The sequence below is a fragment of the Sphingomonas sp. G5 genome (assembly GCF_052660795.1).
The window spans coordinates 818380-837758 of sequence record NZ_CP109660.1 but is presented as its reverse complement, the minus strand read 5'-3'; the positions used below and the strand labels follow the sequence as shown (position 1 = coordinate 837758).

Annotated in this window: 17 protein-coding genes; 6 read left to right on the top strand and 11 right to left on the bottom strand. The window is 71.1% G+C overall.

Features of this window, described 5'->3' with window-relative positions; translation table 11 throughout:
- Positions 1–12 precede the first annotated feature (12 nt).
- From NE358_RS04035 to NE358_RS04010, 6 genes are all read right to left on the bottom strand, one after another.
- Positions 13–1116 (bottom strand): glycosyltransferase family protein, encoded by a 1104-nt coding sequence (locus NE358_RS04035; protein WP_289941715.1) that lies wholly within the window; start codon positions 1114–1116, stop codon positions 13–15.
- Entirely contained in the window at positions 1113–2576 is a 1464-nt protein-coding gene (locus NE358_RS04030; RefSeq protein ID WP_103206526.1) for an LCP family protein, read from the bottom strand. Before NE358_RS04030 ends, NE358_RS04035 begins: the two co-directional genes overlap by 4 nt.
- Positions 2573–3040: a 5-(carboxyamino)imidazole ribonucleotide mutase gene (gene purE / locus NE358_RS04025; protein WP_141375837.1), complete on the bottom strand. Its 468-nt coding sequence runs from the start codon at positions 3038–3040 to the stop codon at positions 2573–2575. The genes NE358_RS04030 and purE overlap by 4 nt, the downstream gene beginning before the upstream one ends.
- Positions 3041–3147: 107 nt before the next feature.
- Positions 3148–4281: a 5-(carboxyamino)imidazole ribonucleotide synthase gene (locus NE358_RS04020; RefSeq protein ID WP_141375347.1), complete on the bottom strand. Its 1134-nt coding sequence runs from the start codon at positions 4279–4281 to the stop codon at positions 3148–3150.
- Between the two features lie 82 nt (positions 4282–4363).
- Positions 4364–4921 (bottom strand): PH domain-containing protein, encoded by a 558-nt coding sequence (locus tag NE358_RS04015; RefSeq protein ID WP_103206528.1) that lies wholly within the window; start codon positions 4919–4921, stop codon positions 4364–4366.
- Between the two features lie 59 nt (positions 4922–4980).
- Positions 4981–5763, bottom strand: a complete 783-nt coding sequence (locus NE358_RS04010; RefSeq protein WP_289941713.1) for a biotin--[acetyl-CoA-carboxylase] ligase — start codon at positions 5761–5763, stop codon at positions 4981–4983.
- Positions 5764–5921: 158 nt separating this feature from the next.
- Between NE358_RS04010 and NE358_RS04005 the strand changes: the two genes are divergently transcribed.
- Both NE358_RS04005 and NE358_RS04000 read left to right on the top strand, forming a co-directional pair.
- Positions 5922–7511 carry an acyl-CoA carboxylase subunit beta gene (locus NE358_RS04005; RefSeq protein ID WP_373458845.1) on the top strand — a complete coding sequence of 530 codons (1590 nt, stop codon included), beginning with the start codon at positions 5922–5924 and terminating at the stop codon, positions 7509–7511.
- A complete protein-coding gene (locus tag NE358_RS04000; RefSeq protein ID WP_116238532.1) occupies positions 7508–7744 on the top strand; it encodes an acyl-CoA carboxylase subunit epsilon in 237 nt (78 codons plus the stop codon). The genes NE358_RS04005 and NE358_RS04000 overlap by 4 nt, the downstream gene beginning before the upstream one ends.
- A 327-nt stretch (positions 7745–8071) precedes the next feature.
- On the opposite strand, the gene NE358_RS03995 is transcribed toward NE358_RS04000, so the two are convergent.
- The 4 genes from NE358_RS03995 to NE358_RS03980 are packed head-to-tail and all read right to left on the bottom strand — an operon-like array spanning position 8072 to position 12340.
- Complete coding sequence (locus NE358_RS03995; protein ID WP_141375345.1) at positions 8072–9106, bottom strand: hypothetical protein; 1035 nt, start codon at positions 9104–9106, stop codon at positions 8072–8074.
- Positions 9103–10359 carry an ATP-binding protein gene (locus NE358_RS03990; RefSeq protein ID WP_246077937.1) on the bottom strand — a complete coding sequence of 419 codons (1257 nt, stop codon included), beginning with the start codon at positions 10357–10359 and terminating at the stop codon, positions 9103–9105. The genes NE358_RS03995 and NE358_RS03990 overlap by 4 nt, the downstream gene beginning before the upstream one ends.
- Positions 10352–11020, bottom strand: a complete 669-nt coding sequence (locus tag NE358_RS03985; RefSeq protein ID WP_103206532.1) for a response regulator transcription factor — start codon at positions 11018–11020, stop codon at positions 10352–10354. The genes NE358_RS03990 and NE358_RS03985 overlap by 8 nt, the downstream gene beginning before the upstream one ends.
- 60 nt (positions 11021–11080) lie before the next feature.
- On the bottom strand, positions 11081–12340 hold the full coding sequence (locus tag NE358_RS03980; protein ID WP_289941707.1) for a class I SAM-dependent RNA methyltransferase: 1260 nt from the start codon (positions 12338–12340) through the stop codon (positions 11081–11083).
- Between the two features lie 75 nt (positions 12341–12415).
- On the opposite strand from NE358_RS03980, the gene NE358_RS03975 reads away from it, so the two are divergent.
- Both NE358_RS03975 and NE358_RS03970 read left to right on the top strand, forming a co-directional pair.
- The gene (locus NE358_RS03975) at positions 12416–13063 is read left to right on the top strand and encodes a Maf family protein (RefSeq protein WP_289941705.1); all 648 of its coding nucleotides are present in this window, start codon (positions 12416–12418) and stop codon (positions 13061–13063) included.
- A gap of 77 nt (positions 13064–13140) precedes the next feature.
- Positions 13141–14907 carry an ATP-binding protein gene (locus NE358_RS03970; protein ID WP_289941703.1) on the top strand — a complete coding sequence of 589 codons (1767 nt, stop codon included), beginning with the start codon at positions 13141–13143 and terminating at the stop codon, positions 14905–14907.
- A 373-nt stretch (positions 14908–15280) separates the two neighbouring features.
- On the opposite strand, the gene NE358_RS03965 is transcribed toward NE358_RS03970, so the two are convergent.
- The gene (locus NE358_RS03965) at positions 15281–16732 is read right to left on the bottom strand and encodes an NAD(P)H-quinone dehydrogenase (protein WP_103206536.1); all 1452 of its coding nucleotides are present in this window, start codon (positions 16730–16732) and stop codon (positions 15281–15283) included.
- A 117-nt stretch (positions 16733–16849) separates the two neighbouring features.
- Here NE358_RS03965 and NE358_RS03960 point away from each other — a divergent pair, with 117 nt between their 5' ends.
- Positions 16850–17683, top strand: coding sequence for a purine-nucleoside phosphorylase (locus NE358_RS03960; protein ID WP_141375339.1), 834 nt, complete (start codon positions 16850–16852; stop codon positions 17681–17683).
- Positions 17680–19365 carry a phospho-sugar mutase gene (locus NE358_RS03955; protein WP_289941697.1) on the top strand — a complete coding sequence of 562 codons (1686 nt, stop codon included), beginning with the start codon at positions 17680–17682 and terminating at the stop codon, positions 19363–19365. The genes NE358_RS03960 and NE358_RS03955 overlap by 4 nt, the downstream gene beginning before the upstream one ends.
- The last annotated feature ends 14 nt before the right edge of the window (positions 19366–19379 follow it).

Here is a 19379-nt window from a genome sequence, read left to right as displayed (position 1 = left end):
GGGCCGTCCGCGTCACAGCTCTGCGTGCAGCGCCCACACCCGCTCGGCCGAGGCCCGCCACGCGAATCCCTTCGCCCGGTCGCCGGCCAGCACGCGCAGGCGCTCGGCGTCCTCACCCACGGCGCGGGAGAGAGCGGCACCGAGCCCGTCGGAGGGAGCGAGAGCGGCGGCATCGGCCAGCACCTCGCGCAGCACGGGGGTGTCGACGGCGGCGATGGGGACACCCACCGTGAGGGCGTCGACCGCCCGCCACGGCCAATCGGCCCGGGTGCACGCCGTCACGAAGGCCGTCGCGTGCGAGAGCACCGCCGCACGGTCCCAGCGGTCGAGGGAGCCGCGGGCGTGGACGCGTCCCTCGGCGAGGCCGGCGGCGGAGGCGAGGTCGGCGATGGCCGGTTCGTCCCCCTCGGGAACGTCGAGGACGACGACGTCGCCCTCCCAACCCGAGGCGACCACGGCGGAGAAGGCGACGTCGAGGGCGTCGGAGGCCGCGCTCCCTCCGGCGGCGACGACGAAGGTCTGCGGCAGATCGAGGGCGCGCAGGCGCCCCACCGCGTCCGACGGCACGCGCAGCCCCGCGGCGGGGGCACCGCCGATCACGCGAACCTTCTTCACGAGCTTGGATTTCGCGACCTCCGCGAGGCGCTCCGCCATCGCATGAGTGGGGACGATGACCGCGTCGGCGTGCTTACCCACCCGCGACAGCAGCGCGCGAGCGGCGAGGACCTCGGCCTTGGGCAGCTCCTCGGGGCTCTCCCACGCCCGGAGATCCCACAGGGTCACCACGATCTGGTGCGTCTCGTTCACGCGATCGTGGCGCACGAGCGGCGCCAGCGGGGTCGGCGAGTGGATGAGTCCCTTGCCGATGCCGGGAGCCACCCCGAGCTGCCAGGATGCCGCGAGCTCGCGGCGGCGCATCGACAGACGCGTCTCGGAGCTGAGACCCGCGATGGCCTCATCGTCGGCGATACCCGGCGAGGGCACGATGGCACCCACGTCGCAGCCCCGGGGGGCAGTGGCGATGAGGGCCTCGGTCAGCGAGGCCGAGGCCTCGGCGAGGTCGCGGGAGGTCGGGGCGACGAGCTGGTCCAGCACGACGCGCAGGGTCACGGTCACGAGGAGGGCGCCTCCGTCTCGGTCGGCGGGTGCAGCTTGTCGTGCACCATCTTCTGCACCTGGGCATAGTCCGGGTCGAACTCGTCGACGCCGCCCGCCGGCGTCAGCTCGAGCGTTCCGACCGGCTGGTCCTTGGCCTTGAGAGCCAGGTTCACCAGGGTCGGGGCGATGAGCCCCTGGGGCAGGTCGGTCTGGACGATGTTGGTGCCCGCGGCAGCGACATCCTGGAAGTGCGTGAGCACGTTCTGCGGGGTGGTCTGCGCGAGGATGGCCTCCTGCAGCTCGCGCTGGCGGCGCATGCGGTCGAAGTCGCTCGTCGTGTAGCGCGAGCGGGCGTACCACTGCGCGGTGTCGCCGTTCATGTGCTGCTGGCCGGGCTCGACCCAGCCGAAGGCCCAGTCGTCGACCGGCTGGCCGTCGTAGGCGGGACCGCCCTTGGGGAGGCGCTCCTTGACGTCGATGTCGACGCCGCCCAGCGCGTCGACGAGGTCGGCGAAGCCCTTCATGTCGATCAGCACGTAGTACGGGATCTGGATGCCCATGATCCCCTCGGCGGCATCCTTCGTCGCCTCGATGCCAGGCTCGGACCCCTGGGACACCGCGTTCGGGTAGAGCGTGTTGCCGTCCTGGCACACCTCGACCTCGGTGCGGAGCTGGTTGATTCCGCTCCCCCAGCCGCAGGTCGCGTTCGCATAGCCGGTGTGACCGTCCGGGTACTTGTCCTGCATGGGTCCCGGCGCGAACGGGAAGTGCGGCATGTCGCGCGGAATGCCGGTGATGGTGGTCGCGCCGGTGTCGGCGTTGATCGAGACGACCGAGATGCTGTCGAAGCGCATCGAGTCCCGTCCCTCACCGGAGTCGGCGCCGAGCAGGAGGATGTTGTAATACCCGTCGGATGGCGGCACGACGGGTGCCGACTCGGCGAAGAGCTCCGAGAAGGCGTCGCGCGTCGTCCCGGCCGCCTGGGCCGCCCACGCCGCTCCCGATCCGGAGAGCACGAGGAGGGCCACGGAGAGGATCGCCATGGCCACGCGAGACAGGGGCCCGACCTTCACGAGTCGAACGAGTCGCAGCGTGTCGATGGTCAGCACGACCCACAGCACGACATAGCCGACGAGGGCGATCTGCACGAGGGTCAGCGGCAGGGGGCGGAACCACGACAGGAAATCGGGGATGAACGACCCGGTGGCCAGCGCGAACAGGCCGCTGGGCATGAGAAGCGCCCCGAGGCCCGTGAGCACGAGGATCGTCCACATCGCCAGGGTCGCTCCGAGACCGAACCGGCCCAGCCGCCTGTTGCCGGCCAGCACCTGGGCGGATCCGGGAAGCAGGAAGTTCAGTGCCACGAGCCACCACCCGCGCCGCGTCATCACGGGCAACGACGTGGCATCGGGGTGGCGCATCGGACGCTGCTCGACGACGTGCGCCCTCGAGCGGGGGCGGGCGGCCGCGAGCGTCATAGGGAATCCTTCAGACGTCGGTTCTTCTCCTCGACCTGCGCCTCGAGGTCACGTGCATACGCCTCGACGCGCTCAGCGAGGTCGGCGTCGGCGCTGCCCAGGATCCGGGCCGCCAAGAGGCCCGCGTTCTTGGCCCCGTTGATCGAGACGGTCGCGACGGGGATCCCCGCGGGCATTTGCACGATCGAGAGCAGCGAGTCGAGGCCGTCGAGCGTCGCCAGCTGCACGGGGACGCCGATGACGGGGAGGGCGGTGACGGAGGCCAACATGCCCGGGAGGTGCGCGGCACCGCCGGCCCCGGCGATGATGGCGCGCACACCGCGCGCACGCGCTTCACGGCCGTAGCGGACGAGCTTGTCGGGAGTGCGATGGGCCGAGACCACCTCGACCTCGTGCGGGATGCCGAACTCGGTCAGCACCTCGCTGGCGGCGTTCATCACGCGCCAGTCGGAGTCGGAGCCCATGACGACGCCGACCACGGGCGTCTCGGAAGAATGCAGCGGCCGGGTCACCGGTCCAGGGTAGGTCGACTCGCTGGAAGATCTCGGAACGGCGCGCTCACTGGCCGCGCTCAGTCGAAGAACGCGGCGGCGGCGCGACCCTCGTAGACGACGTCGTCGAGGTCGCTGCCTGCGACGTTGACGTGCCCGACCTTGCGGCCCGGGCGCGGGGCCTTGCCGTAGGTGTGGATCTTCGCGGAGGGGTGCGCGGCCATGGCCGCGGCGAAGCGCTCGTCGAGCGTTCCCTCGGTCGGACCGCCCAAGACGTTGATCATGACCGACCACGGGGCCACGGCATCCGTCGATCCGAGGGGCAGATCCAGCACCGCGCGCAGGTGCTGCTCGAACTGACTGGTGACGGCGCCGTCCTGTGTCCAGTGGCCGCTGTTGTGCGGGCGCATGGCGAGCTCGTTGATGAGGATGCGCTCATCGCTCGTCTCGAAGAGCTCGACGGCGAGCATGCCCGTGACACCGAGCCCCTCGGCGACGGCGACGCCGATCTCGGCGGCCACGCGCTGTACGCGCGCGTCCGCGCGAGGAGCGGGGGCGACGACCTCGGCGCACACGCCGTCGCGCTGCACGGTCTCGACCACGGGGTAGGCGCGGACCTCGCCCGAGGGACGCCGGGCCACCTGCTGGGCGAGTTCACGCGTGAAGTCGACGAGCTCCTCGACCAGCAGCGAACCCCCGTTGCCGTCCTCGGAGAGAGCGGCGAACCAGTCATCGGCTTCGGTCGCCGCCGAGACCACGCGCACGCCCTTGCCGTCGTATCCGCCCCGCGGCGTCTTCACGACGGCACGACCGCCATGAGCGTCGAGGAAGTCCTGCAGCTCGGATGCCGTCGAGACCGCCGCCCAGTCGGGCTGCGGGAGTCCGAGTTCGGCCATCTTCGCGCGCATGACCAGCTTGTCCTGCGCGACGCCGAGGGGTGCGGGACCGGGGTGCACCGCAACGCCGGCATCGACGAGGGCGGCCAGCACGTCCTGCGGAACGTGCTCGTGGTCGAAGGTGATGACGTCCACGTCGCGGGCGAAGGCCAGCACCGTCTCGGCGTCGCGGTAGTCGCCGACGGCCGTGGCGGCGAGCGCCGCCGACATGCCCTCGTCCTCCGCGAGGACACGGATCTCGATCCCGAGCTCCACGGCGGGCGCGATCATCATCCGCGCCAGCTGTCCGCCACCGACCACTCCGACTCGCAGCGCCATGCCGCTCCTTCCGTCGGCATCCATTCTGTCTGGACACCCGCGGGGACGCGAGCCGGGTACCGGGGTGACGCGAGGTCGGTGCTCAGACCCCGCCGACGGCCCCCGAGCCGAAGGTCTGCGCGTCGCGGTGCGCGAGGATCTGGTTGACCTCGACCTGATCGACGAGCGTCTCGTGCACGAGGACCGCGTGCGGGATGTTCTTCATACGCAGCGCCGGCTCCACGCCGTTCGACAGCGAGAGGGTCCCTGCCCCCCACAGCCGCTGCAGGATGCCGCGGCGCATCTGGATCGCGTACCCGCGCACGTGCGAGATCTCGCGGCGGTTCGCCCCGAAGGGTCCCGAGCGCTCGATCACGCGGCGCGTGGTGATGGTCCACGTGTGCGACAGCCACACCGCATACGGGATCACCACCAGAAGCAGCACGAGCACGCCCGCGGCCGTCAGCAGCATCCAGTTCTCGTACGGCGCCGGCAGGTTGTCGTAGAAGTACGCGGTCGCCCCCGCGACGCCGATGAGCACGAGGGCCGACCAGAAGAGTCGCCGCGCGTGCGAGCGCAGGCGCGCGATGCGCAGTTCGGGCGCGGCCGTGCCCGGCGCCGGCGTGCGCGGGCGCCCGATCGAGTTCGACGGCTGGGTCACGCTCTCATTGTGCGACGCGCGGGCCCGGTCGCCCCGGTGCCACGCGGAGCGCGGCACCGTCAGCGCACGTGGACCACGTCACCGGCCGAGACGACGGTCTCGATGGTTCCGGACTCGACGACGAGCCGACCGTCGCGGTCGAGACGCGCGGCGGTGCCGTGGAGCGCCGAACCGTCGGGCATGGCCACGGTCACCTCTTTGCCGACCGTGGCGCACAGCTTCTCGATCTCGTGGTGCACGCGCTCGACGTCGTCGTGCACGAGGCGCGCGAGGGTCTTGCCGAAATCGTCCAGATAGTCGGCGAGCAGCCGGTCGTCGTCGCAGTCCGCGCCGATCGCCGCGAACGAGGTCGCGGTCGTCACCGGGAGGTCGGCTCGGCTCATGCGGGTGTTCACCCCGGCCCCCACGACGACGGTGTCGGGGGCACCGGGGACGACCTCGGCCAGGATGCCGCAGATCTTGCCGCCGTCGACGAGCACGTCGTTCGGCCACTTCAGCTCGGCCGTCCCACCGTGGCCCGTGAGCTGGACGCCCACGGCGCGGGTCATCGCCGCTCCCGCAGCGAGCGGGATCCAGCCGCGCTGCTCCGCGGGGATCATCGTGGCGTCGACGACCACCGAGACGGCGAGGGCCGTCCCGGCCGGGGCGGTCCAGGTGCGGTCGAGGCGCCCGCGCCCGGCGCGCTGGTCGTCGGTCACCAGCAGCGAGAGGTGCGGCCAACCGGCCGGGTCGGCCGTGACTGCGGCGATCACGTCGGCGTTGGTGGAGTCGGTGGTCTCGACGACCTGCACGCGAGGACTGTGGGCGGCGGCTCGGGGGTATCCGGCGGCGGGGATGGGCATGAGGACACCCTAGGGAACGGGCCCGCTCCACGGCATCCACTTGCGTCCGTCGCTGCCGGGATGCACGCGGAGGGATAGGCGGATGCCACAGCGCCCCGCGCATTCGCTTGTGCGCACCCTCCAACGCGGGCGGCGATGCGATCGCTAGGGTGGAAAGCGTGACCGACCAGCCCGATCTCTTCACCACCGCCGGCAAGATCGCAGACCTCCGCAGCAGGTTCCAGGAGGCGGTCGTCGATGCCGAAGCCGCCGCCCGCGACAAGCAGCACGCGAAGGGCAAGCTCACCGCCCGCGAGCGCCTCGAGATGCTGGTCGACCCCGGCTCCTTCGTCGAGCTCGACGAGTACGTGCGCCACCGCACCACCGCCTTCGGCATGGACAAGTCCCGTCCCTACGGCGACTCCGTCGTGACCGGAACCGGCACCATCCACGGCCGCACCGTCGCCGTCTACGCGCAGGACTTCTCCACGTTCGGCGGTTCTCTCGGCGAGGTCGCCGGCGACAAGATCATCAAGGTGATGGAGCTGGCTCTGCGCAGCGGCATCCCGATCATCGGCATCCTGGACTCGGGCGGCGCCCGCATCCAGGAGGGCGTCGTGGCGCTCGGCAAGTACGGCGAGATCTTCCGCCTGAACACCGCCGCCTCGGGAGTCATCCCGCAGATCTCGATCATCATGGGCCCGGCCGCTGGTGGCGCGGTGTACTCCCCCGCCCTCACCGACTTCGTCATCATGGTCGACAAGACCAGCCAGATGTTCGTCACCGGCCCCGACGTGATCAAGACCGTCACCGGCGAAGACGTCGGCATGGAAGAACTCGGCGGAGCCCACACCCACAACACCCGGTCGGGCGTCGCGCACTATCTGGCCGACGACGAGGACGACGCGATCGACTACGCGCGGGGTCTCATCAGCTACCTCCCCGACAACAATCTCGCCGAGATCCCCGTCTACGACACTCCCTTCGAGTTCGAGACGACGGATGCCGACCGCTCGCTGAACACGGTCATCCCCGACTCCCCCAACCAGCCGTACGACATCCACACCGTGATCGACGGGATCGTGGATGCCGCGGAGTTCCTCGAGGTGCAGCCGCTGTTCGCGCCGAACATCGTGATCGGCTTCGGCCGCATCGAGGGGCGTACCGTCGGCATCATCGCCAACCAGCCCTCGCAGATGGCCGGCACGCTCAACATCGACGCGGGCGAGAAGGCGAGCCGGTTCGTGCGGTTCTGCGACGCGTTCTCGGTGCCGATCGTCACGCTCGTCGACGTGCCCGGGTACCTCCCCGGCACCGACCAGGAGTGGACCGGCGTCATCCGCCGCGGCGCCAAGCTGCTCTACGCGTATGCCGAGGCCACCGTGCCGCTGGTCACCGTGATTTTGCGCAAGGCCTACGGCGGCGCGTACATCGTGATGGGCTCCAAGCAGCTCGGGGCCGACATCAACCTCGCGTGGCCCACCGCCGAGATCGCCGTCATGGGCGGTCAGGGTGCGGTGAACATCCTCTACCGCGGCGAGATCAAGCGCGCCGAGGAGGCCGGCGAAGACGTCGCCGCCGTCCGCACGCGCCTCGCGAACGAGTACACGTACAACGTGGCATCCCCGTTCCTGGCCGCCGAGCGCGGCGAGCTCGACGGGATCATCGAGCCGGCGCAGACCCGCGTCTCGATCGCCAAGGCACTGCGGGCCCTGCGCAACAAACGCGCCAGCCTGCCCGCGAAGAAGCACGGGAACATCCCGCTGTGAGCGACGCCCTCGACGCCGACGCCCCCCGCCCATTCGTGGCGGAGGTCGTCCGCGGCACGCCCACCGAGGAGGAGTTGGCTGCGGCGATCGTCGTGGTCGGTGAAGCGTACGTGCGCGAGGTGGCCGACGCCACCGTTCCCGACGACGTTCCGCGCTCACGCTGGGAGCTGTCGGCGCGGGGTCTGCGGACCCCGCTGAACCGCACCGCGGGGTGGCACGGTTTCACCGGCTGACATCCGTACGGAATGTCCCCCGAAATACCTACAGACGACTCGGGGACACTGCCGAATACTGGAGGAGCTGGAACGCATCACGCGTTCGGCCGGACCGCTCCTTAGAGCCGGATTCGGCCGCGCGGACGGTTTTCGGGTAACCGTTCGCACGGGTGAGGGGCAGGCGCATTCGCCGCCCCTCACCCTCATCTCTTCCCCCGCGGAGGGCATGGCAGCGTCGACGGACCCCCCTCACGTCGTCGCCGCCGGCCGCGCGCACGGTGCCGCATCGACCGCCGGGTCGGCGAGTCGTCCGTTGTCGGCGAAGGGGCGCGCCTCGGATCGCGGTCAGCGAGGGCGACGAATCTCGCGCCAGAGATCGACCTGGTCGTCGTCTCCCCCGGCGCTGCCGGCGGCGGAGCGACCCACGATCGTGACGGCGATCTCGTGGTGCGGCGAGGTGCGGATGATCACGCGTTCCGACAACGCCTCGCGCAGGATCTCGGCCAGCTCGGCGCGGATGCCGTTCAAGTCGGCGGCGCCGAGCCCCTCGAGGCCGCCCTCGTCGAAGAGGCTCACCGCGGAGCCGCGGCGGCGTGCGGCGTCGATCTCGGCGCGGACGCCGTCGTCGAGGAGCCGGTTCCCGCGCAGTTCGTCGCGCAGGCTCGCCTCGGCGCGCCGGGCGGCCTGCTTGTCCGCGGGGCGCAGGTTGCCGCCGTTCTCGATCGTGCGGGCCAGGATCGGCCCCGCCGCCTGGAGCGCCCGCTGGACGTGGAGTCGACGCTCGCGCTGACGGCCGCTCTGCGAGGCCTGCCACGCGGATGCCGCCTGCTGGAGCTCGGCGAGGCGCTCGGCGTCACGGGCCGCACGGTCGAGGGCGATGGTCACCAGCTGCGCCGCCGTGACCCAGACGATCGAGCCCACAAGACCGAGGCTGAGCGCCTGGAGCGGCCCGAGCCAGAACGAGGTGGAGACCGCCAGGATGAGCATTCCGATCCACGCGACGATGGGGCGTCGCCGCACCATGACGATGGTCATGAGTGCACCGATCCCGCCGATCACCCAGGTGACGAACGGCTGCGTACGACCGGCTTCGGTCACGGCGAGGAACGACGCGTTCGAGACGACCACCGCGACGATGAGGGCGAGGGCGACGCCCCACGCGGGAAGCCGTGCCCGCGTCCCGGACGAGGACTGTCCGCGCCGGTCGCGCGCGCCGATCGCGAAGATCCACAACCACGTCACGGGCAGATAGATCACCAGGGCCGCGACGATCAGCCATCCGCGCACGACGGTCTCCGGCGAGGTCCAGATGAGGCCGCGCGCGGCGAGATAGGCGGTGAAGGCGAGACCGATGACCGACAGGATGGAGCGAACGGTCACCAGCGGTCACCGCTCTCCCACTCGAGGGTCACGGTGGTTCCGCCAGCGTGCGAGTCGATCTCGCTGCGACCGCCGACGGCTGCGAGACGGGCGTTGATCGAACCGCGGATACCGAGACGGTCGGCCGGTATCGAGGCGATGTCGAAGCCGGGTCCGGTATCGCGCACGCGCACCGAGACGCTTCCCGGAGAGGCGTAGCCGGTCAACTGCACGGTGAGCCCCTGAGCGTCGGCGTGCTGGACCGCGTTGGCGACCGCCTGCATCGCCGCGAGCACGAGAGCACGCGCGATGCGGCCCGGCACGTGCGGGGTGCCCTCGTCGACGTGGCGGATCACGGTCAGATCGACACCGAGGTCCTCGGCGGCCGCTTCGATGTCGTCGGCCAGTCGCAGGGCGGACACGGGTTCGTCGCTGCCCTCGAGCGAATCCTTCTCGGCGTTGGCCAGTCGCGTGAGCGCCTCGCGCGCCATGCTGACCGCGAGGGTGCGCTCGCGAGGGGTGGTCGCGCGGTCCGCCGCGAGCAGAGCCCCCAGCACGCTGTCGTGCATGAGGGCCGCCACGGCGACGCGCTCGTGCTCCGTCGCGGCGGTCGCGGCAGCCGCCGCGTAGCTCGACACCGCCGAAGCGCGGGCCTGGTCCACGTTCGCGGCGATGGAGCGGTACATCCAGCCGAGGGTCACCAGGACGCTGCCCAGGATGAGGGCGAACGAGACGTCGAGGGCGATCGGAACGAAGAACTCGCTGCGGCCACCGGCCTGCAGCAGGCGGACCACGCCGAACAGGAGTGGGGCCGCGACCGTCCACGCGATCTGCAAAGAGAGGGGAAAAGCGACCACGGTCGCCACGGTGGCGACGTTGATGAGGTAGAAGATCCAGGGATTCTCGGTGGGCACCGGTGTCGGGCCGCCGGATGTCGCGATCGGCCAGAGCGCCAGGGCGAGCAGGAAGACCACCGCGAAAACGCCCGAGAACACCCGCGCGAACCGGCCCACGGTACAGGCCACGATCATGGCCATCAGGGGGACGAAGACCGCGAGGACGAGGGGCGTGTGCCATCCCGCGGCCTCGTCGCCGAGGCCGAACGCGGCGACGAACGCCTGAAGGCCCAGCACGAGCGAACCCGGCCCCACGATGAGCGTGATGACGCGCTCGATGCGCGTCTGAGTGAACGCCCCCTGCTCCGCCTGCCCCTCACGCGTGTGCGGGATGCGTCCCCACGCCTCGTCGAGCACGGACCGGCGGGTGTCAGCCATGGCCGGGAGCGCCATCGGGTGCGTCCTGCAGGATGCCGTCTTCCATGGCACGGCGCAGCAGATCGACCTTGGTCGGTGCCGGGCGCCCCACCTCGACGTACTTCACGCGGACGCGGGTGATGTTCTCTTTGGCGGTGGAGTAGGCGACACCCAGTCTGTCGGCCACCGCCTTCAACGGGAGGCCGGCGGCGTACAGGCGAAGAACCTCTCGTTCGCGGGTCGAGAGCTGCGCGTCGGCGAACTCGCGATCGCCCTCGACGGCGCTGGCCCACTCCACGTTGTCGAGCACCTCGCCGCGGGCGACGGTACTGATGGCACCGAGCACCTCGTGCGTCGGCGACGACTTGCTGACGATCCCCGCGGCACCGGCGGCGAGCGCCTCGCGCACCGCGGCGGCGCGGTCGGCGACGCTGTGGATGATCACGCTCGAACCGTCGCGGACGACGCGGTCGACGTTCTCCGAGACCGTCGTCCCGTCGCCGAGCGTCAGATCGAGCACGACGACGTCGGCGGGAGTCGCCGCCGCAGCCCGGCGCCACGACAGGTACGAGGCCACGTTCGCACCCGAGAAGACGACCTCGGTGGCTTCGGTGCGCGCGAGCGCGGCCTCCAACCCGAGTCGGACCGACTCGTGGTCATCGATCAGGGCGACGCGCGTCATTGTCACATCGTATCGGCGCGGGGGCATGCGGAGCCGGAAGCGATGTCGCGGTCCGGCGCGTCAGCGGCGCAGGACCGTGACGGCCTCGACATGATGCGAGTTCGGGAAGAGATCCACGCCCCGGATGCCGCGCTCCGCCCGATAGCCGAGTTCCGCGAACAGCGCGAGATCACGGGCGAGGGCGACGGGATCGCACGCGACATAGACGACCGCCGAAGGAGACAGGGCCGCGATACCCTCCACGGCCGCGCGTCCTGCACCCGCACGCGGCGGATCCAGCAGCACGACACCGCGCGTGAGGCGTTCGCGCTCGCGCTCGGAGGCACCGGCGGCGAGGTTCTGCACATACCGATCGACCCGGGACGTCTCGGCGCGCGCGCCGACCCACTCGGCGAGGTTCTCTCCGGCGTGCTCCGTCGCGCGGGGATCCGACTCCACGCTGACGACGCGCGTGGACGCCCCGCCCAGCTCGCCGAGGGACGCGGCGAAGAGGCCGACTCCGCCATAGAGGTCGAGGTGCGTCGCCTCGGGGTCGAGTTCGCCCACGGATGCGGTGAGTTCCGCCTTCACGAGAGTGGTCAGGGTCTGGGCGGCGAGGCGGTGCACCTGCCAGAAGCCCCCGGCGTCGACGCGGAAGACGCGCTCGCCCACGATCTCGTCGACGACCTCGGGCGCGGCGCTCGAGCGCTCGCCGTCGGGCCGCGCGAGGACCCGGACGCGTCCGTCGGCGGGCTGGACGAGGTCGATGCGCCCGGGTCGTGCCGCCGCGCGCACCTCGGCGGCCGCACGGGCGACCGCCTCGGTCGCGAGCGGCAGGTCGGGCGTCTCCACGACGTGGTGCGAGCGTGCGGCATACGCACCGACACGGCCCTGACCGTCGACGTGCAGGCTCACACGGGTGCGCCATCCCGTTCCGTCGGCGGTCTCGGGGTGATCCGCATCCCCGGCGGGACGCACATCGATGGGCAGCTCGAGGCGCCCCACGCGCTCCATCGCCTCGCGCACGACGCGCTCCTTCAACGAGCGCTGGTGCGACAGCTCGATGTGGCCGAACTCGGCACCGCCCACGCGCTCCGCGGGATCCACGTCGATGTCGGCCGAACGCCACACGTGCGGGCGTCGCTCGGGCGCGGCATCCACGACCTCGACGGCCTCGGCGCGCCAGAAGGCCTTCTTGCGCGTATCGGTCAGCCGCGCGCGGACGCGCTCGCCCGGCAGGGTGTCGGAGACGAAGACGACGCGCCCCTCGTGCCGGCCGACGAACACACCGCCGTGGGCGATACCGGTGATGTCGAGTTCGATGAGGTCGCCGTCGTGCATGCTCCGAGCCTGTCACATGCGACCGGGAGCGAGCCGGGCGCCATGACCGGGCCCGCGCGTCGGTAGCGTTGTCGCATGCGCGTGTGTCTGGCATCCACCTCTCCGGCCCGTCTGATGCTGCTGCGGCAGGCGGGGATCGAGCCCGAAGCGCGCGCGCCTCGGGTCGACGAAGAGGCCGCGGTCGCCGCGGTCGAGGCCGCCGAGGGGCGGCGGCTTCCCGCGGCGGAGCACGTGCTGCTGCTCGCTCGCCGCAAGGCCGAAGACGTCGCGCGCCGACTGTACGCGGAGGAGCCGGACTTCGACGGATTCGTCATCGGGGGCGACTCGATGTTCGCGCTCGGCGACGAGATCCTCGGCAAGCCCTACACGCCGGAAGCCGCCACCGCCCGCTGGCTCGACATGCGCGGGCGCACGGGCGTGCTGCACTCCGGTCACAGCGTGTTCCGCCTGTCCCCCGGCAGCGCACCGCGCGAGGCGCACGCCGTGGCGGAGGCCTCGGTGACCTTCGCCGGCGACGTCGACGAGGACGAGATCGCCGCCTACGTCGCCAGCGGCGAACCGCTGCTCGTGGCGGGGGCCTTCACCGTCGACAGCCTCGGAGGCGCCTTCATCGAGCGTGTCGAGGGCGACCCCTCCACGGTGGTCGGGATGTCGCTGTCGACCGTCCGGGGCCTCGTCCGCGAGCTCGGCGGTTCGTGGACCGCACTGTGGAACCGTTCGTAGACTCCCCCACACGTTTTTCGGCGTTTCTTGTCGAGGAGGGTCAAAAGCCGGGGGTGCCCCCTCGATAGGCTGGGAGGATGCCGAAGATCGCCAAGGTCCTTGTCGCCAACCGCGGCGAGATCGCCGTCCGAGTCATCCGCGCCGCCCGTGATTCGGGGAAGGCTTCCGTCGCCGTCTACGCCGATCAGGACCGTGACGCCCTGCACACCCGTCTCGCTGACGAGGCGTACGCCCTCGACGGGTCGACGAGTGCCGACACCTACCTGTCGATCGAGAAGATCCTCTCGGTCGCCCGCCGCTCCGGCGCCGACGCCGTCCACCCCGGCTACGGCTTCCTCGCCGAGAACGCCGACTTCGCCCGCGCCGTGATCGGTGCCGGTCTCGTGTGGATCGGCCCCTCGCCCGATGCCATCGAGGCCCTCGGCGACAAGGTGACCGCTCGCCACGTCGCCGAGAAGGTCGGTGCACCGCTGGCCCCCGGAACCCCCGGGCCCGTGTCGGGAGCCGACGAGGTCATCGCGTTCGCCGAGCAGGTGGGCCTGCCCATCGCCATCAAGGCCGCCTACGGCGGTGGCGGACGCGGCCTCAAGGTCGCCCGCGAGCTCGACGAGGTCGCCGAGATGTTCGAGTCGGCCACGCGCGAGGCCGTGGCCGCCTTCGGGCGCGGCGAGTGCTTCGTCGAGAAGTACCTCGACAAACCGCGCCACGTCGAGACCCAGTGCCTCGCCGATGCCGCGGGAAACGTCGTCGTCGTCTCGACCCGCGACTGCTCGCTGCAGCGCCGCCACCAGAAGCTCGTCGAGGAAGCCCCCGCCCCGTTCCTCACCGACGACCAGAACGCCGTGCTCTATGCGGCATCCAAGGCCATCCTCACAGAGGTCGGCTACGTCGGTGCGGGCACCTGCGAGTTCCTCATCGGCGCCGATGGAACCATCTCCTTCCTCGAGGTCAACACGCGTCTGCAGGTCGAGCACCCGGTGTCCGAAGAGGTCACGGGCATCGACCTCGTGCGCGAGCAGTTCCGCATCGCCGAGGGCGAGGAACTCGGCTACGACGACCCCGCCCCCGTCGGTCACTCGATCGAGTTCCGCATCAACGGCGAGGACCCGGGCCGGAACTTCCTCCCCCAGCCCGGCCCCATCCACGTCTTCAAGACGTTCGGCGGCCCCGGCATCCGCCTCGACTCCGGCGTGACCGCCGGTGACAGCGTCTCGGGCGCCTTCGACTCGCTGTTGGCGAAGATCATCGTCACCGGTCGTGATCGCGCAGAGGCCCTCGAGCGTGCGCGCCGCGCCCTCGACGAGTTCGAGGTGGCCGGCATGCCGACCGTGCTGCCCTTCCACCGCAAGGTCGTTCGCGACCCCGCCTTCACCGCCGAGACCGGCGAGTTCGGCGTCTTCACCCGCTGGATCGAGACCGAGTTCGTCAACGACATCCCCGCGTGGGACGGCGAGCTCGAGGCTCCCGCCGCTGCCGCCGGCCGCCACACCGTGGTCGTCGAGGTGGCCGGCAAGCGTCTCGAGGTGAGCCTGCCCGACCGGATCACGGCCGCGGCTCCCCAGGTCGGTCGCCCGGCCGCCGCTCCCCCGACGCGCCGTTCGCACGGGGCCTCGCCCGCCGCCGGCGCCACCGGCGACGCGGTCAAGTCCCCCATGCAGGCGACGATCGTCAAGGTGGCCGTCGAAGAGGGTCAGCAGGTCGTCAAGGGCGACCTGGTGGTCGTGCTCGAGGCCATGAAGATGGAGCAGCCGCTCCAGGCCCACAAGGACGGCACCGTCGCGAGCATCGATGCGTCGGCCGGCACCACCGTCGCCGCCGGCCATCAGTTGCTGCTGATCAGCTGACGTCGCGTTCCGATCGACCGGCGCCGCGCTCCCTCGGGGGCGCGGCGCCGTCGTTCGTCTCCGCCGTCCTCCCCGCGCGCCCCACCCACGCATAAACGCGATCCACACGCATAAACGCGAGCACCACGCGTTTCCACGCGCAGAAAGCGTTTATGCGTCGACCACACCCCGCGGGACGAAACCCGGGCGACGGATGCCGCGAGCCCACGGCATCCGGAACGCCGAGTCCTCCCCGCGCGCCCCACCCACGCATAAACGCGATCCACACGCATAAACGCGAGCAGCACGCGTTTCCAGGCGCAGAAAGCGTTTATGCGTCACCGAAACCCGCGCGACAGCGACCGGGCGACGGATGCCGCGGCATCCGGAACGCTCAGTCCTCGCCGGGGTCGTCGCGGTCGACGATGTGCATGGCGCGGGCGGCGTCGGTGATGCTCGAGGTGAGCGAGGGGTACACCGCGAACACGCGCGCGACCTGATCGACCGTGAGACGACGCTCGACGGCGATCGCGATCGGGTAGATGAGCTCCGACGCCTTGGGCCCGACGATCACGCCGCCCATCACGGTGCCGCTGCCCTCGCGGGCGATGAGCTTGACGAAGCCGTCGGTGATGCCCTGCATCTTCGCGCGCGGGTTCGCCGACAGCGGGAGCTTGCGCACCACGCCGGCGATACGGCCCTCGGTGACGTCCTGCTCGCTGAAGCCCACCGTGGCGATCTCGGGCGCCGTGAAGATGTTGGCCGTGATGCGGCGGGTCTCGAGCGGGATGACGATGTCGCCCAGCGCGTGGAAGATCGCCTGGCGCCCCTGCATCGACGCGACGGATGCCAGGGGGTAGAAGTTCGTGCAGTCGCCCGCGGCGTAGATGTTGGGCACCGAGGTGCGCGCGACGCGGTTGACGCGGATGTGACCCGACGGGGTCATCTGCACGCCCGCCTGCTCCAGACCGAGGCCGGCGGTGTTGGGGATCGAGCCGACCGCCATGAGGCAGTGGCTGCCCTCGATCGTGCGTCCGTCGGCGAGGGTGACGACCACCCCGTCGCCGGTGTTCACGACCGAATCGGCCCGCGCCTTCGACAGCAGCGTCATGCCGCCGCGCTGGAAGACGCGTTCGAGGACGGCCGCGGCATCCTGATCCTCACCGGGGAGCACCTGGTCGCGGCTCGACACGAGCGTGACCTTGGCGCCCAGGTTCATGTAAGCGGAGGCGAACTCCGCCCCCGTGACACCCGAGCCGACCACGATGAGGTGCGACGGAACCGACTTCATGTTGTAGAGCTGCGTCCACGTGAGGACGCGCTCGCCGTCGGGCTGGGCCGAGGGAAGCTCCCGGGGCGAGGCACCGACCGAGACGACGAGGGTCTCGGCCTCGATGCGATCGAAATCCGTGCCGCCGGCCTCGGTCGAGACGACGACGGCGCCGTTGCCATCGAGTCGGCCGTGGCCCGAGATGATGCGGACGCCCGCTTCGAGGAGCGAGGCGCGCATGTCGTCGGACTGCTGCCGGGCGAGGGACAGCAGACGCTGATTGACGGCGGCGAGGTTGATCGCGACCTCGGGGGTCAGGGGCTTGCCCCGGTCGTCCTTGGCGAACAGCTGCACGCCGAGGCTGCTGGCGTTGCGGATGGCGACGGCCGCGTCGGCCGTGGCGATGAGGGTCTTCGACGGCACGACGTCGGTGATGACGGCCGAGCCGCCCACACCGGCGCGCTCGACGAGTGTCACGTCGGCGCCGAGCTGAGCCGCCGACAGAGCGGCCTCGTACCCGCCGGGGCCTCCGCCGACGATAGCGACGGACTGCTTGCGCTCGAAGCTCTGCACCATGGCATCCATTCTGTCAGCGCTGGGCGGATGCCGATGCGCCGCTCAGGCTCACCCGACACGCTGAACACGGGCGTGTGCCGTCTGGCCCGCGGGCTCCGCAGTTTCTAGAGTGGGGGAATGTCCAACAGCACTTCTCACCCGCTCGACGACCCGGCGGTCGACCCGTTCGAGGTCGCCACGGCCGCAGCGGCCGACATCGCCCGCCTCTCGGGCGTCGAGCACCACGACATCGCCGTGACCCTCGGGTCGGGCTGGGGCCGCGCCGCCGAACTCATCGGCGACGAGACGGCGTCGTTCCCGGCCACCGAGGTCACCGGCTTCAGCAAGCCCGCTCTCGAGGGGCACGTCGGCACGCTCCGCAGCGTCCGCACCCCGGGCGGGAAGAACGTCCTCGTCATCGGCGCTCGCACGCACTACTACGAGGGCCACGGCGTCCGACGGGTCGTGCACAGCGTGCGCACCGCGGCAGCGACGGGCGCGACCACGATGATCCTGACGAACGGCGCCGGCGGCATCCGCGAGACGTGGAAGCCGGGCCAGCCCGTGCTCATCAGCGACCACATCAACCTCACCGCCGACTCGCCGCTCGAGGGCGCGACCTTCATCGATCTGACCGACCTGTACTCGAAGCGCCTGCGGGATGTCGCTCGCTCGATCGACCCGACCCTCGATGAGGGCGTGTATACCCAGTTCCGCGGGCCCCACTACGAGACCCCCGCCGAGGTGCAGATGGCCAAGACCATCGGCGGACACATCGTGGGGATGTCGACCGCCCTCGAGGCCATCGCCGCGCGCCAGGCAGGCATGGAGATCCTCGGCTTCTCGCTCATCACGAACCTCGCCGCCGGCATCCAGCAGACGCCGCTCAGCCACGAAGAGGTGCTCGAAGCCGGCCGCGAGGCCGAACCCGTCATCTCGGCGCTCCTCGCCCGCGTGATCGGCGCCTTGTGAGCTCCGTTCTCGACGCGGCCCGCGCCTGGCTCGCCCAGGACCCGGATGCCGAGACCCGCGGTGAGCTCACCGACCTCATCTCGCGGGTCGAGACGGGGGATGCCGAGGCCTCGGCCGACCTGGACGACCGCTTCTCCACGCGCCTGGCGTTCGGCACGGCGGGGCTCCGGGGAACGCTCGGCGCCGGCTCCAACCGGATGAACCGCGTGCTCGTGGCACAGGCCGCCGCGGGCTTCGCGGCGTACCTGATCGAACGCTCCTCCGGCGCGACGCCGACCGTCGTGGTGGGTTACGACGGACGCCGCAATTCCGACGTCTTCGCGCGCGACTCGGTCGAGATCTTCGCCGGAGCGGGACTGAATGCGATCCTGCTCCCCCGCCTGCTGCCGACGCCGGTGCTGGCCTTCGCGGTGCGCCACCTGGGCGCCGACGCCGGTGTCATGGTCACCGCGAGCCACAACCCGCCCGACGACAACGGCTACAAGGTCTACCTCGGCGGCGACGACCAGGGGGCGCAGATCGTCGCGCCGGCGGATGCCGAGATCGCGGCGCACATTCAGCGGATCGCCGACGAGGGGAACATCACGACCCTCCCCCGATCGGTGGGGTACGCCAACGCCCCGGAGTCCGTCGTCGAGGCCTACGTCGCCGCGACGGCGGCGGTGGCTCCCGCCCCGGCCGGAGCCGAAGGCCTGAACTGGGTGTACACCGCCATGCACGGCGTGGGATGGGAGACGTTCTCGCGCGTGCTGACGCAGGCCGGATACCCCGCGCCGGTGCTCGTCGAGGCGCAGATCCACCCCGACGGACGCTTCCCGACGGTGGCCTTCCCCAATCCCGAGGAACCCGGCGCGATGGACCTCGCGTTCGAGACGGCGCGGGTGTCCGACGCCGAGCTGGTCATCGCGAACGATCCGGATGCCGACCGCCTCGCCGTCGCGATCCCGGATGCCGAGACCGAGGGCGGATGGCGCCGGTTGAGCGGCAACGAGATCGGTCTGCTGCTGGGGTGGCGCGCAGCCCGTGCTGCGGCGGCGGCGCCCGACGCCTCGGCCGGGGTGCCGGCATCCCTCGCCTGCTCTCTGGTGTCGTCACCGGGGCTCCAGGCGGTCGCCGAGCACTACGGTCTCGACTTCCACTCGACCCTCACGGGGTTCAAGTGGATCTCGCGGGCTCCGGGAATGGTGTTCGGCTTCGAGGAGGCTCTGGGGTACCTCGTGAACCCGGGTACGGTGCGCGACAAGGACGGCATCTCGGCCGCCGTCGCGCTGCTCGAGATGGCGGCGGACGCACGCGGCCAGGGGCGCACGATCGCCGACCTGCTGCAGGAGTTCCGTGAGACGTTCGGCGCGTTCGCCAGCGACCAGATCTCGGTGCGCGTGACCGATGTGAGCGAGATCGCCGGGATCATGGCGTCCCTTCGCGCCCAGCCGCCCGCCGTCGTCGGCGAGATCGCGGTGTCGCACGTCGACGACCTGCTCCGCGGGGTCGACGGGTTCCCCCCCGGCGACGTACTGCGCCTGTGGCTCGACGACGGGTCGCGGCTCATCGTGCGCCCGAGCGGCACCGAGCCGAAGCTCAAGCTGTACCTCGACGTTCGCGGGTCGTCGGCGAAGAAGGCGCGCCGTCGGCTCGAGGCGCTGCGCGCCGGTGCCGACGAGCTGCTCGCGTCACGACGGTGACCCTCTCTGATCCC